This is a genomic window from Azoarcus sp. PA01, assembly GCA_001274695.2.
Lineage (GTDB): Bacteria > Pseudomonadota > Gammaproteobacteria > Burkholderiales > Rhodocyclaceae > Aromatoleum.
Genome location: LARU01000004.1, coordinates 41,118 through 53,373, shown reverse-complemented (window position 1 = coordinate 53,373; position 12,256 = coordinate 41,118). Strand labels below are relative to the sequence as shown.

15 protein-coding genes are annotated in these 12,256 nt (G+C 69.5%); 6 read left to right on the top strand and 9 right to left on the bottom strand.

Features of this window, described 5'->3' with window-relative positions; all coding sequences use genetic code 11:
* Window positions 1-140 precede the first annotated feature (140 nt).
* Window positions 141-491 (top strand): hypothetical protein, encoded by a 351-nt coding sequence (locus PA01_12365; GenBank protein KON79346.2) that lies wholly within the window; start codon window positions 141-143, stop codon window positions 489-491.
* A gap of 22 nt (window positions 492-513) precedes the next feature.
* Here the strand turns inward: PA01_12365 and PA01_12360 are convergent, their stop codons facing one another.
* The 3 genes from PA01_12360 to yaaA form a co-directional block, all read right to left on the bottom strand.
* On the bottom strand, window positions 514-744 hold the full coding sequence (locus PA01_12360; protein KON79345.1) for a DUF433 domain-containing protein: 231 nt from the start codon (window positions 742-744) through the stop codon (window positions 514-516).
* A 106-nt stretch (window positions 745-850) separates the two neighbouring features.
* Window positions 851-1,975, bottom strand: coding sequence for a M14-type cytosolic carboxypeptidase (locus tag PA01_12355; GenBank protein KON79344.1), 1,125 nt, complete (start codon window positions 1,973-1,975; stop codon window positions 851-853).
* A gap of 34 nt (window positions 1,976-2,009) precedes the next feature.
* The gene (gene yaaA, locus PA01_12350) at window positions 2,010-2,795 is read right to left on the bottom strand and encodes a peroxide stress protein YaaA (protein KON79343.1); all 786 of its coding nucleotides are present in this window, start codon (window positions 2,793-2,795) and stop codon (window positions 2,010-2,012) included.
* A gap of 141 nt (window positions 2,796-2,936) precedes the next feature.
* Between yaaA and PA01_12345 the strand changes: the two genes are divergently transcribed.
* From PA01_12345 to bioD, 5 genes are read left to right on the top strand one after another with little or no spacing between them, the layout of a single operon-like run.
* Complete coding sequence (locus tag PA01_12345) at window positions 2,937-4,280, top strand: adenosylmethionine--8-amino-7-oxononanoate transaminase (GenBank protein ID KON79342.2); 1,344 nt, start codon at window positions 2,937-2,939, stop codon at window positions 4,278-4,280.
* Between the two features lie 5 nt (window positions 4,281-4,285).
* Window positions 4,286-5,446 (top strand): 8-amino-7-oxononanoate synthase, encoded by a 1,161-nt coding sequence (gene bioF, locus PA01_12340; GenBank protein ID KON79341.1) that lies wholly within the window; start codon window positions 4,286-4,288, stop codon window positions 5,444-5,446.
* The gene (locus PA01_12335; protein ID KON79340.1) at window positions 5,443-6,195 is read left to right on the top strand and encodes an alpha/beta fold hydrolase; all 753 of its coding nucleotides are present in this window, start codon (window positions 5,443-5,445) and stop codon (window positions 6,193-6,195) included. Before bioF ends, PA01_12335 begins: the two co-directional genes overlap by 4 nt.
* Window positions 6,188-7,051, top strand: a complete 864-nt coding sequence (locus PA01_12330) for a methyltransferase domain-containing protein (protein ID KON80318.2) — start codon at window positions 6,188-6,190, stop codon at window positions 7,049-7,051. Before PA01_12335 ends, PA01_12330 begins: the two co-directional genes overlap by 8 nt.
* Entirely contained in the window at window positions 7,044-7,724 is a 681-nt protein-coding gene (gene bioD, locus PA01_12325; GenBank protein ID KON79339.1) for a dethiobiotin synthase, read from the top strand. The genes PA01_12330 and bioD overlap by 8 nt, the downstream gene beginning before the upstream one ends.
* Window positions 7,725-7,872: 148 nt before the next feature.
* Here the strand turns inward: bioD and PA01_12320 are convergent, their stop codons facing one another.
* The 6 genes from PA01_12320 to fabZ all read right to left on the bottom strand — a co-directional run bounded on the left by PA01_12320 (window position 7,873) and on the right by fabZ (window position 12,254).
* Window positions 7,873-8,658, bottom strand: a complete 786-nt coding sequence (locus tag PA01_12320) for an RNA methyltransferase (GenBank protein KON79338.1) — start codon at window positions 8,656-8,658, stop codon at window positions 7,873-7,875.
* A gap of 21 nt (window positions 8,659-8,679) precedes the next feature.
* Window positions 8,680-9,135, bottom strand: coding sequence for a CopD family protein (locus tag PA01_12315; GenBank protein KON79337.1), 456 nt, complete (start codon window positions 9,133-9,135; stop codon window positions 8,680-8,682).
* Between the two features lie 147 nt (window positions 9,136-9,282).
* Complete coding sequence (rnhB, locus tag PA01_12310; GenBank protein ID KON79336.1) at window positions 9,283-9,897, bottom strand: ribonuclease HII; 615 nt, start codon at window positions 9,895-9,897, stop codon at window positions 9,283-9,285.
* The gene (gene lpxB / locus PA01_12305; protein ID KON79335.1) at window positions 9,870-11,045 is read right to left on the bottom strand and encodes a lipid-A-disaccharide synthase; all 1,176 of its coding nucleotides are present in this window, start codon (window positions 11,043-11,045) and stop codon (window positions 9,870-9,872) included. Before lpxB ends, rnhB begins: the two co-directional genes overlap by 28 nt.
* A gap of 4 nt (window positions 11,046-11,049) precedes the next feature.
* Window positions 11,050-11,820, bottom strand: a complete 771-nt coding sequence (gene lpxA, locus PA01_12300; GenBank protein KON79334.1) for an acyl-ACP--UDP-N-acetylglucosamine O-acyltransferase — start codon at window positions 11,818-11,820, stop codon at window positions 11,050-11,052.
* The gene (gene fabZ / locus PA01_12295) at window positions 11,817-12,254 is read right to left on the bottom strand and encodes a 3-hydroxyacyl-ACP dehydratase FabZ (protein ID KON79333.1); all 438 of its coding nucleotides are present in this window, start codon (window positions 12,252-12,254) and stop codon (window positions 11,817-11,819) included. Before fabZ ends, lpxA begins: the two co-directional genes overlap by 4 nt.
* Window positions 12,255-12,256: the final 2 nt, after the last annotated feature.

Here is a 12,256-nt window from a genome sequence, read left to right as displayed (position 1 = left end):
AACGTGTCTTGTGCTGCCTCGCCTTGGCATGCTCCCTGACCCCGCCGGCCTGGGCCCAGACCCAAGTCTGGTCCGAGGCCCCCAAAACCCAGCGCTGGTCCGAAGCCTCCCAGCCCCCCGCCGCACCCGTACCAGCCCAAGTGGTGCCAAGCACGGGCCAATGGAGCAACAGCCACGCCCTGCCCGCTTCCGCGAGCACTGCGCGCCCGCCCGCTGCGCCCGGCGGCACGGCAGGGCGCACCGGTCAATGGTCCACCCCGACCTATACGCAGCGCCGCTCGGACGAAGACATCCAGCGTCAGGTCGACGGCATCTCCCGGGACGCCGAACGCCGCGCACTCGCGGGCCAGCGTGGCGGGAACGCCGCGCGCAGCGGCAGCCAAGTGCCCGACCAGGCCTGGCGCGACCACATGGACCGCTCACGCGCCCAGGATCAGTTCCAGCGCGACCAGGACGCCTACTACGAGCGCCAGCGGCAATACAACCGTTAAGCATTCATATCGACCAGCAGCTTCATGCGGAAACCAGCATGACCTCGCGCTCTTCGGCCCGCCACGCAGCGTAACGAAGCGCCTGCATGATGTCCTCACGTTCAAGATAGGGGTAATCGACAAGGATCTCGTCGACGCTATGCCCTGCCCCGATCTGTCCCACGATCATGCCGACGGTGACACGCATGCCTTGGACGCACGCTTTGCCGCCCATGACACCGGCCTCCTGCGTGATCCGATCAAGCTGTCCCATGGCCCACTCCTATCGAAACGCTAGTCAGCAGAGTTCAAGAATAGCAGTTCAAGTGCTATTCACGAGAACGAGAAACCCCCGGTCGCGACGAACTCGATCACCTCGATCAGCCCTCCAGATGCGCGAGGATCGCACTGAGCATCGCGCCGCCGAGCCGCTTGCTGCGCGCACCGCTCCAGCCGGTGAGGCCGTCGGGGAGGTTGGCGTTGTCCTTGAACGGCATCTCCAGCGTCAGGGACACGCAACCGAAGCGGTGCGCGACCCATTTGCTTGCAAGCGTCAGCAGTTCGTCGCCGAACCGGCCGGACTTGTAGCCATGCTGCGTCTGGAAATCCGGACTCGCCGCGGCCAGCGCGGCAATGAAGCGCGCCTGCTGCTGCCCCATCTCGGCGGTGAAGCCCGGAACTTCCTCGGCGGTCGAGAAAAACACATACGGCAGCGACTCGTCGCCGTGGATGTCGAGGAAGAGATCGCATCCGCTCGCCTCCATCGCCTCGCGTACGCAGAACACTTCGGGACTCGCGACCGGGTCGGGCGCGCGCCATTCGCGGTTCAGGTTGCGCCCGGCCGCGTTGGTGCGCAGGTTGCCGTGCACGGCGCCGTCGGGATTCATGTTGGGCACGATGTGCAGCACGGCCTGTTCGCGGATCCTGCGCGCGACCGGGTCGGCGGCGTCGAGCAGACGTTCGAGCAGGCCTTCGACGAACCATTCGGCCATCGTCTCGCCGGGATGCTGGCGCGCGATGATCCATACTGGCCGGCGTCCCGGGCTCGCGCGCCCGACGACGACGCGGTCGATATCGCGCCCTTCGACGGTCGTGCCGAGCGTATCGACCTGCGCGAACGCGGACATCTCGGCCCAGCCGAGCAGATCGAGGTGGCGTTCGTGCGAGTAGGGCTCGAAATACGCGTAGTAGATGCTGTTGCGCTCGGGCGTGTGCTCGACGATCAGCTGGCCGTTGTCGTATGACGTCCCCGCGACGCGGAACCAGTTGCGCCGGTCGTACGACGCGACGCAGCGATAGCCCGGCCAGCCTTCGGCGAATGCCGCGCCGGCCGCGTTCTCGAACGTCATGCGAAGCGGCCGGCCCGCGGCGCCGTGCATGCGGAAATAGAACCACTGGTGCAGCGCCGCGGCATTGTCGGGGCGCAGGCGCAGGCGGATGTCCTGCGGGTCGGCGAGGCTGACGACCTCGATCGCGCCGGCGTCGAAGTTGTGGCTGATTTTCATGCTGTCCTCCGAACGGGTGGCGGTGTGGTGGGCGTCAGTCGGTGCGGCGGCGGAACACGAGCGTGTGCGCGTCCGAAACTTCGGGCGCGAAGCCGTAGCCTTCGGCGTCGAAGCCCTTCAGCTCCTCGACGTCCTCGACCCGGTCGCGGATCGCGTAGCGGCTCATCAGGCCGCGCGCACGCTTCGCGTAGAAGCTGATGATCTTGTAACGCCCGGCCTTCCAGTCCTCGAACACCGGCGTGATCACCGGCGCGGCGAGCTTCGCCGGCGCCGCTGCCTTGAAGTATTCCTGCGATGCGAGGTTCACCAGCACCGCGCTGCCGCCGGCCTCGCGCTCGGCGGCGAGCAGTCGGTTCAGCGCTTCGGCGAGGGTGTCGCCCCAGTACGCGTAGAGGTTCGCCCCGCGGGGATTTCCGAGCCGCGTGCCCATTTCCAGGCGGTACGGCTGCATCAGGTCGAGCGGGCGCAACAGGCCGTACAACCCGGACAGGATGCGCAGGTGCTGCTGCGCCCACGCGAAATCGTCTTCCGACAGGCTCGGTGCGTCGAGTCCGCCGTAGACGTCGCCGTTGAACGCGAGCAGCGCCTGCTTCGCGTTGTCCGGGGTGAAAGGCCGCTGCCAGCGCTCGTAGCGCGCCGTGTTCAGCGCCGCGAGCGGGTCCGACAGGTGCATCAGCTCGGCGACCTCCGCAGGAGTCTTCTGCCGCAGGATGCCGATCAGCTCCTCGGCTTCGCGCAGATAGTCCGGCTGCGTCGCCGCAATGGTGACCGGCGGGGTTTCGAAATCCAGCGCCTTGGCCGGAGAGATCACGAAAATCATCGATTGTGCTTGTTGTCGTTGCCGGGCCGACGCATGGTAACAAAACGCCATGCGTCGCGTCGCGCGGGGACGGACACGGCGTTTGACATGAATAGCCCGATTGCGCGACATTCCTTGGTCCCACCCGGCCGGAATCCCCAGATGCACGCCCCGTCACTGCTCGAACGATCCCTCAGGAGCGTATGGCACCCCTGCACGCAGATGAAGCAGCATGAAGCGCTGCCGCTGGTGCCGATCGTGCGCGGTGAAGGCCCGTGGCTCATCGACGCCGATGGCCGGCGGCTGCTCGACGGCATCAGCTCATGGTGGGTCAACCTGTTCGGTCACTGCAACCCGCGCATCAACGCCGCGCTGCGCGCGCAGCTCGACACCCTCGAACATGTCATGCTCGCCGGCTTCACGCACGAGCCGGTGGTCGAGCTGTCCGAACGGCTCGCGGCGCTGACTGGCCATCGCCTCGGGCACGCGTTCTACGCGTCCGACGGCGCCTCCGCGACCGAGATCGCATTGAAGATGAGCGCGCATTACTGGCGCAACCTCGGCCTCGCCGAAAAATCCCGCTTCGTCAGCCTCGCCGGCAGCTATCACGGCGAAACGGTCGGCGCGCTGGCGGTCACCGACGTTCCGATCTTTCGCGACGCATACGCGCCGCTGGTGCGCGCCGGCACGACGGTGCCGACGCCGGACGCCCGCCTCGCCCTGCCCGGCGAATCGGCGGCGGATGTCGCGCGCCGCGCCGCCGCCGCGCTCGAAATGCATCTGGCCGAGCATCACGCGCAGACCGCCGCGCTGATCGTCGAGCCGCTCGTGCAGGGCGCCTCCGGCATGGTGATGTACGACGCGGAATACCTGCGTCTCGCCCGCGCATTGTGCGACCGTTACCGCGTTCATCTGATCGCCGACGAGATCGCGGTCGGCTGCGGGCGCACCGGCAGCTTTTTCGCGTGCGAGCAGGCCGGCATCTGGCCCGATTTCCTGTGCCTGTCGAAAGGCATTTCGGGGGGCTATCTGCCGCTGTCGCTGGTGCTCGCGACCGACACCGTCTATGCGGCGTTCTACGATGACTCGGCGACCCGCGCGTTCCTACATTCGCACTCGTACACCGGCAACCCGCTCGCGTGCCGCGCGGCGCTGGCGACGCTGGACATCTTCGAACAGGACGGCGTGCTGGCCGCGAACCGCGTGCTCGCCCGGCAGCTCGGCGACGCCGTCCGGGCGCGTTTCGGCGCGCATCCCGCGGTGCGCCAGCTGCGCCAGCGCGGCATGATCGTCGCATTCGACGTCGCGACCGAGCGGCCCGACTTCGCGCGCAACTTCTTCCGCGCCGCACTCGACCACAGCGTGCTGCTGCGCCCGATCGGCAACACCGTCTATTTCATGCCGCCGTACATCCTCGACGCGGCTCACGTCGCGCATCTCGTCGACGGCGCCGCAGAAGCGCTCACCAAAGCGCTCGACGAAGCGCTCAACCCGGCGCCGAACTGACCGCGATGCTGCTCGACCGCCTCAAGGCCGATCTCGCCGAACTCGACAGCCGCGCGCTCCGGCGCACGCGTCGCAGTCTCGCAACCCCGTGTGCTCCGCATGTCCGCGTCGACGCGCGCGACATGCTCGCGTTCTGCAGCAACGACTATCTGGGGCTTGCCGCCGACCCTGCCCTCGCGCACGCGCTGCAGGCCGGCGCCGCGCAGTGGGGCGCGGGCTCGGGCGCGTCGCACCTCGTCAGCGGCCATTACGCCGTCCACGATGAACTCGAAACGCGGCTCGCGGCGTTCGTCGGCTGCGAACGCGCACTGTATTTCTCGACCGGCTACATGGCGAACACGGGGGCGATCCCGGCGCTCGTCGGGCGCGGCGACGCGATCTTCGCCGACCGCCTCAACCACGCGTCGCTCGTCGATGGCGCGTTGCTGTCACGCGCCGAGCTGCACCGCTACGCGCACGGCGATCCGGCGGCGCTCGAGGGCGCGCTGGCGGCGAGTTCGGCGAAGCGCAAGCTGATCGTCACGGACACGGTCTTCAGCATGGACGGCGACGTCGCGCCGCTCGCGGCGCTGCTCGATCTGGCCGAGCGCTTCGACGCGTGGCTGATGGTCGATGACGCGCACGGCTTCGGCGTGCTCGGCCCCGGAGGGCGCGGCGCGGTAGCCGAAGCCGGCCTCGCGTCGTGGCGGCTGATCTACGTCGGCACGCTCGGCAAGGCCGCCGGGGTGTCCGGTGCGTTCGTCGCCGGCCACGCCGATGTCATCGAATGGCTGATGCAAAAAGCCCGCACCTACATCTTCACGACCGGTGCCCCGCCTGCGCTCGCCGAAACGCTGCTCGCGAGCCTCGACCTGATCGAGCACGGCGACGAGCGCCGGGAACACCTCGCCGGACTGGTCGCGCTGCTGCGGCGCGAACTCGCCCTCGCCCGCTGGCAGCTGCTGCCGTCGCGCACGCCGATCCAGCCGGTCGTGATCGGCGACAACGCCGAAGCGCTTGCGGTCGCCCGCGCGCTGTGGGACGCAGGGCTGTGGGTACCGGCGATCCGCCCGCCGACGGTGCCGCCCGGCACCGCGCGCCTGCGCATCTCGCTGACCGCCGCGCATCGTGCGGACGACGTCCGTCGTCTCGCGCACGCGCTCAACCGGCTGGAGGCGCGTGCATGAGCCGGCCGGATCTCGTCCTGCTGCATGGCTGGGGACTCGGGCCACAGGTGTGGAACGCGCTGACGCCGCACCTGCCGGCTGCGCTGCGCATTCGCACGCCGGCGCTGCCGGGCCACGGCGGCACGCTCGCGTGCAGCCCGACCCTCGAAGCCTGGAGCGACGCGCTGCTGCCCGAACTGCCCGACGGCGCAGTCCTATGTGGCTGGTCGCTCGGCGGGCTCGTCGCGCTCGACCTCGCGCGGCGTCATCCGCACAAAGTCGCGCGGCTGGTGCTGATCGGCACGTCGCCGTGCTTCGTCACGCGTGCCGATTCCGCCGCGGCACCGTGGCTGCACGGCCTCGCCGCTTCGACCGTCGGCGGATTCATCGACGAGTTCGCCCACGATCCGGCCGCGACGCTGCGCCGCTTCGTCGCGCTGCAAGCCCTTGGCGACGCGCGGCGGCGCACTGTCGCGAACGCGTTGAATGCGGCGCTCGTGAATAGCGAAAAATGCGATCGCAGCATGCTCGCCACCGGCCTCGAACTGCTCGCGGACACCGACTGGCGTGCCGCGCTCGACGACGTCCGCCAGCCGGTGCAGCTGATTCACGGCGACGGCGACGCGTTGATGCCGGTCGCCGCTGCCGAATGGCTCGCGACGCGACTGCCGGACGCCCGCCTCGCACGATTCGACGATTGCGGCCACGCGCCTTTCCTGTCGCGTCCGGAAGACTGTGCCGCGCTCGTCGAGGAGTTCGTCCGTGGTTAGCAGCCGCACCGTGCCGAAACACGTCGTGCGACGCGCGTTCGATCGCGCCGCGGTGACCTATGACAGCGCCGCCGCGGTACAGCGCGAAATCTGCAATCGGCTCGCGGAGTTCGTCGCACGCCGGCTCGCGTCGGTGCCGCCGCTGCAGCGTGTCGTCGATGCCGGGTGCGGCACCGGCTACGGGCTCGATCTCCTCGCGCGGCTCTGCCCGCAGGCGACGCTGATCGCGCTCGATTTCGCGCCGGCGATGCTCGCCCGCCTGGCGGCCGGGTCTGGCCACGTGCAGCCGGTGCCCCTTTGCGCCGACCTCGAAGCGCTGCCGCTCGCTGACGGTTCGATCGACGCCGTCTGGTCGAGCCTCGCGCTGCAATGGTGCGAGCCCTCGCTCGCGCTCGGCGAGTTCGCCCGCGTCCTGCGCCCCGGCGGCGAAGCGTGGATCGCGACGCTCGGCCCGCGCACGCTGTGGGAGCTGCGCGACGCGTTCACCGCCGTCGACGACGCCGAACATGCGATCCGCTTTCACTCGCGCGAACGCTGGCTCGCGGAAGCCGTCGCGGCCGGCTTCGAGCCGCTCGCCGCCGACAATTTTCCCGTCTTCGCCGTCGCCCCCGACTTGCGCCAGCTGCTGCGCGACATCAAGTCGATCGGCGCGCACAGCGTCGGCGCGCAGCGGCGCCGCGAACCGCTCGGCCGCGCAGCCTGGAAAATGCTCGAAACCCGTTACGAGACGCACCGCCGCGACGACGGCCTGCTGCCCGCGACTTACGACCTGATCCTGCTCGCACTGAGAAAACCCGCGCAACCGGCGAGTAGCGGCGCGGACGTCGCAGCCCCCGAAGGACCGACAGATGACTGAACCCCGCGCCTGGTTCCTCGCCGGAACCGATACCGAGATCGGCAAGACTTTCGTCGCCTGCGCGCTGCTGCACGCGGCGCGCCAGGCCGGCCACCGCGCACTCGGCATGAAGCCGGTCGCAGCCGGCGCCGAATGGATCGCCGGCGAATGGCTCAACGAGGACGCCGCGCAGCTGCGCGCCGCTTCGAGCTTCGACCCCGGCCTCGACCGGCTGAACCCCTACTGCCTGAAGACGCCGATCGCCCCGCACATCGCCGCCGCCGAGGAAGGCATCGCCATCGACCCGGCGCGCATCCGCGCAGCGTTCGAGGAGCTCCGCATGCAGGCGGACGTCGTCATCGTCGAAGGCGTCGGCGGGTTCCGCGTGCCGCTCGGCGACCGTTACGACACGGCGGACCTCGCACGCGAGCTCGGGCTGCCGGTGATCCTCGTCGTCGGCATGCGGCTGGGCTGCATCAACCACGTGCTGCTGACCGCCGAAGCGATCGCGGCGCGCGGCCTGACGCTCGCCGGCTGGATCGCGAACCGCATCGACCCGGCGATGCTGCGCGCGGACGAGAACCTCGAAGCGCTGCGAACCCGCATCGACGCGCCGCTGCTCGGCGTCGTGCCGCACGTCGCCGGCGCCGACCCGGCGCAGGTCGCCGCGGCGCTGCGGCTGCCCTCCTGCTAAGGCGCCAATCAAATACAACCGTTCGCCCTGAGCCCTTCGACTTCGCTCAGGACAGGCTTGTCGAAGGGCATTGGCAGGGCTTCGACGGGTTCAGCCCGAACGGTATTTGGCTGCCGGGTTAATAACTTTGCCGCGCTCCGGCGTCGCGCTATCCCACGCCGCGCTGGCGCACCTGCTCGAACAGGCACACTGCGGCCGCCGCCGCGACGTTCAGCGATTCGACCGCGCCCGGCATCGGAATGACGACCGTCGCGGTCGCGAGCGCCGCAACTTCCGCAGACAGCCCCCGCCCTTCCGCCCCGAACAGCCACGCGACCGCTTCGCGCAGGTCCATTTCGTACAGTCCGCGCGCGCCGGCGCCGAGCCCCGTCGCGAGGATCTGTCCCGGATAGCCCTGCAGCAGCGCCGTGACGTCCGCATGCTCGTGCAGCCGCACGCAGAAGTGTCCGCCCATGCCGGCGCGCAGCACGCGCGGCGACCACGGCTGCGCGCAGCCCGGCGTCAGCAGCACGTCGCGCACGCCCGCCGCCGCCGCAGTGCGCAGGATCGTGCCGAGGTTGCCGGCGTCCTGCACGCCGTCGAGCACGAGCAGCGAGTCGGTGAACGCCCGGGGCGACGGCGGCGCCGGCAGGTCGATGACGGCGAGCAGGCCCGACGGCGTATCGACCGGGCTGACGTGCGCGAACAGCGCGTCGGGGAGGTGGATCGTCGGCACATCGGCACAGCGCTCGAGCAGCTCCGCAATCTCGGCGCGGCCGAGACCCAGGTCGCTCGCGACGAGTTCGCGCAGCGGCCAGCCGGCGTCGAGCGCCGCCCGCACCAGATGCGCGCCGTCGAGCAACGTTCGGCCTTCGCTGCGCCGGTCGCGCGCCGAATGCGCGAGCGCGTGCAGGCGCTTGACCGTCGGGTTATCGCGGGACGTGAAGGTTTTCACGGCGAACCGCCCGCCTGACTCTTACAGGCCGAGCCCGAGCGTCGCGATCGCGATCGTGACGAAGCCGAGCGCGAGGTTGAACGCGACGCGCTGGCGGATGCGGTTCAGCGCGACCGCCCCGGCCGCCCAGTTCTCGCCGGCCACCGCTGATTGCAGCGCACGCCATGGCCCTGCCCAGATCCACACGAACACCGCGATCATTACGAAGCCGGTGACGAGCATCACGTGCCACGCGACCGGCGCTCGCGCGAAGCCGGTGGCGACCAGCATCGCAAGGCCGCTTGCCGCAACCAGCGCGACGCTCACCCACACCAGCGGGAAAAAGCGCGCGAACACCGCGGCCCACAGCGGCAGCCGCTGTGCAGGAGGCAGCGCCGTCGCCGCGGGACGCAGGCACAGGTACGCGAACGCCATGCCGCCGACCCATACGACGACACCGACGACGTGCAGGAACAGCATCAGGTGAGGAAAAGTCATGTCAGTATGCGCCGAGCCGCTTCAAGCGTACTGACGCCCCCTCGGGGGGGTGAGACAGGGGTTTCGCGGCGCACTGCGCCGTGCCTGTCGAACGGGTCGGCTGTGCAAAGCCGGCCCTTCGCGAACGCAGTGAGCGTGGGGGTTGTTTCATGTCAGCGTCCCTGCAGGCCAGAGTTCGGGATTGTCGAGCAGCTCGCGCACCGGCGCGAAGCTGCGGCGGTGGCACGCGACGACGCCGTGGCGGCGCAGCGCGACGAAATGTTCGGGCGTCGGGTAACCTTTGTGGCTCGCGAAACCGTACGCGGGATACTCGCCGTCGAGCGCGACCATCTGCGCGTCGCGCACCGTCTTCGCGAGGATCGACGCCGCGGCGATCGCCGGCACCGTCGCGTCGCCCTGGACGACCGCTTCGGCCGGCACCGCCAGCGGCGGGCAGCGGTTGCCGTCGACGCGCACCAGATCCGGCACGCGGCCGAGCGCAGCGACGGCGCGCTGCATCGCGAGCATCGTCGCGTGCAGGATGTTAAGGCGGTCGATCTCCTCGACGCTCGCTTCGGCGACCGCCCACGCGATCGCCCGCTCGCGGATCAGCGGCGCGAGCCGTTCGCGTGCGCGCTCGGTGAGCTTCTTCGAATCGTTCAGGCCGGCGATCGGGCGGGCCGGGTCGAGGATCACCGCAGCGGCGACGACCGAACCGGCGAGCGGTCCGCGCCCGGCCTCGTCGACGCCACAGATCAGGCCGATTGCCGGGATGGCTTCCATTCGGGATTCCGGTTCAGGTAGGGAAGGATCGCGGCTGCGGCGCGCCCGGCAGTGTCCTGGCGCAACTCGCGGTGCAGCGCGTCGAAGCGCCGCGCGAGCTCGGCACACGCGTCCGGATCGTTGAGCCAGCGGTCGAGCGCGTCCGCGAGCGCCTGCGGCGTCGCGTCGTCCTGCAGCAGCTCGGGCACGACGCTGTCGTTGCACAGGATGTTGGGCAAGCCGACCCACGGCAGGTAGGCCATGCGTTTCATCAGCCGGTACTGCCACTTGCCGATGCGGTAGCTGATCACCATCGGCCGCTTCAGCAGCGCCGCTTCGAGGCTGGCGGTGCCGCTCGCGACGAGCACGACGTCGGCGGCCGTCATCGCTTCGACCGCGTGACCGAACAGCAGGCGGATCGGCAGCTCGCCGGCGCCGGCCGCGTGCAGCGCCTGCTCGAACAGCGTGCGCGTCTCGCGCGTCGCGAGCGGCACGACGAAGCCGATGTCGTCGTGGCGCTCGGCGAGGAGGCGCGCCGTCTCGATGTAGGTCGCCGCGAGGTTGCGCACTTCGGACTGGCGGCTCCCCGGCAGCAGCGCGACGATCCGGCAGTCGGCCGGGAGGTTCAGCAGTTCGCGCGCCTCGGCGCGGTCCGGCGCGAGCGGGAACACGTCGGCGAGCGGATGGCCGACGTAGCTCACCGGGATGCCGGCTTTTTCGTACAGCGCAGGCTCGAACGGAAACAGGCACAGCATGTGCGACACCGAGCGCGCGATGCCCTTGATGCGTCCGCCGCGCCACGCCCAGATCGACGGGCTGACGAAATGGATCGCGGGGATGCCCGACGAACGGATCCTGCCTTCGAGCCACAGGTTGAAGTCGGGCGCGTCGACGCCGATGAACGCGTCGGGCCGACCGGCGCGCACGCGGCGCAGCAGCGCCTTGCGGATGCCGGACAGCTCGCGGTAGCGTTTCAGCGCATCGACATAACCATGCACGGCGAGGCGCTCGCACGGCCACAGCGCGTCGAAGCCTTCGGCCTGCATTTTCGGCCCGCCGATGCCGTAGAACTGCGCGTCGGGGATTTCCTGGCGGATCGCGCGGATCAGGTGGCTCGCGAGCAGATCCCCGGAGGCCTCGCCCGCGACCATCGCGATGCGCGTCGCCATCGGCTCAGCGCACGACGCCGCGCGCGGAAGCCGAAAGGAAGGCGCCGAACGGAGCGACTTCGGAGTGGTCGGCGGCGATCTCGGCGATGCGCGTGCGGGCGTCGTCGAAGCTCAGCCCGGAGCGGTACAGCGCACGGTACGCGCGCTTGATCGCCGCGATGCCGTCGGCGGAAAAACCGCGCCGTCGCAGGCCTTCGCTGTTGATGCCGTGCGGCTTGGCCGGATTGCCGGCGACGGTCACGAACGGCGGCAGATCCTGCAGCAGCACCGTGCCGACGCCGCAGAAACTGTGCGCACCGACGCGCACGAACTGATGCACGCCGGTGAAGCCGCCGAGGATCGCCCAGTCGCCGACCTGCACGTGCCCGGCGAGCGTCGCGTTGTTGGCGAAGATCGTGTGGTCGCCGACGACGCAGTCGTGCGCGACATGCACGTACGCCATGACCCAGTTGTCGCTGCCGACGCGCGTCACGCCGGCGTCCTGGCTCGTGCCGACGTTGAACGAACAGAACTCGCGGATCGTGTTGCGGTCGCCGATCTCGAGCCGCGTCGGCTCGTCGTCGTATTTCTTGTCCTGCGGTGCCGCGCCGATCGAGCAGAACTGGAAGATCTCGTTGTCGCGCCCGATCCGGGTGCGGCCTTCGATGACGACGTGCGGCCCGACGCGCGTGTTGTCGCCGATCTCGACGTGCTCGCCGATGATCGAGTACGCGCCGACGGTGACGTTGGCTCCGAGCGCAGCGCCCGGGTGGACGATGGCGGTCGGATGGATCATGACAGGGTCTTGAGCGCGCACATCAGTTCGGCTTCCGCCGCGACTTCTTCGCCGACGCGGGCGACGCCCTTATATTTGTAGATGTTGCGCTTGCCCTGCGTGATCGAGACATCGAACAGCAGCTGATCGCCCGGCACGACAGGGCGCTTGAAGCGCGCGTTGTCGATGCCGGCGAAATAGACCACGGAGTTCTCGTCCGGCTTGATCCCGAGCGTCTTGAACGACAGCAGCGCCGCAGCCTGCGCCATCGCCTCGACGATCAGCACACCGGGCATCACCGGATGATGCGGAAAATGCCCCGGGAAGAACGGCTCGTTCATCGTCACGTTCTTCAACGCGAGGATGCGCTTGCCTTCTTCCATCTCCAGCACACGGTCCACGAGCAGAAAGGGATAGCGGTGCGGAAGGTACTGGAGAATTTCGTTGATATCCATGG

Bases quoted from the DNA above. Each gene is read 5' to 3' on its own strand.
- PA01_12315 (KON79337.1), bottom strand. From the start codon at position 9,135: ATGACTTTTCCTCACCTGATGCTGTTCCTGCACGTCGTCGGTGTCGTC.
- bioD (KON79339.1), top strand. From the start codon at position 7,044: ATGACTGAACCCCGCGCCTGGTTCCTCGCCGGAACCGATACCGAGATC.
- bioF (KON79341.1), top strand. From the start codon at position 4,286: ATGCTGCTCGACCGCCTCAAGGCCGATCTCGCCGAACTCGACAGCCGC.
- rnhB (KON79336.1), bottom strand. From the start codon at position 9,897: ATGGAAGCCATCCCGGCAATCGGCCTGATCTGTGGCGTCGACGAGGCC.
- fabZ (KON79333.1), bottom strand. From the start codon at position 12,254: ATGGATATCAACGAAATTCTCCAGTACCTTCCGCACCGCTATCCCTTT.
- PA01_12355 (KON79344.1), bottom strand. From the start codon at position 1,975: ATGAAAATCAGCCACAACTTCGACGCCGGCGCGATCGAGGTCGTCAGC.
- lpxB (KON79335.1), bottom strand. From the start codon at position 11,045: ATGGCGACGCGCATCGCGATGGTCGCGGGCGAGGCCTCCGGGGATCTG.
- yaaA (KON79343.1), bottom strand. From the start codon at position 2,795: ATGATTTTCGTGATCTCTCCGGCCAAGGCGCTGGATTTCGAAACCCCG.
- PA01_12360 (KON79345.1), bottom strand. From the start codon at position 744: ATGGGACAGCTTGATCGGATCACGCAGGAGGCCGGTGTCATGGGCGGC.
- PA01_12345 (KON79342.2), top strand. From the start codon at position 2,937: ATGCACGCCCCGTCACTGCTCGAACGATCCCTCAGGAGCGTATGGCAC.
- PA01_12335 (KON79340.1), top strand. From the start codon at position 5,443: ATGAGCCGGCCGGATCTCGTCCTGCTGCATGGCTGGGGACTCGGGCCA.
- lpxA (KON79334.1), bottom strand. From the start codon at position 11,820: ATGATCCATCCGACCGCCATCGTCCACCCGGGCGCTGCGCTCGGAGCC.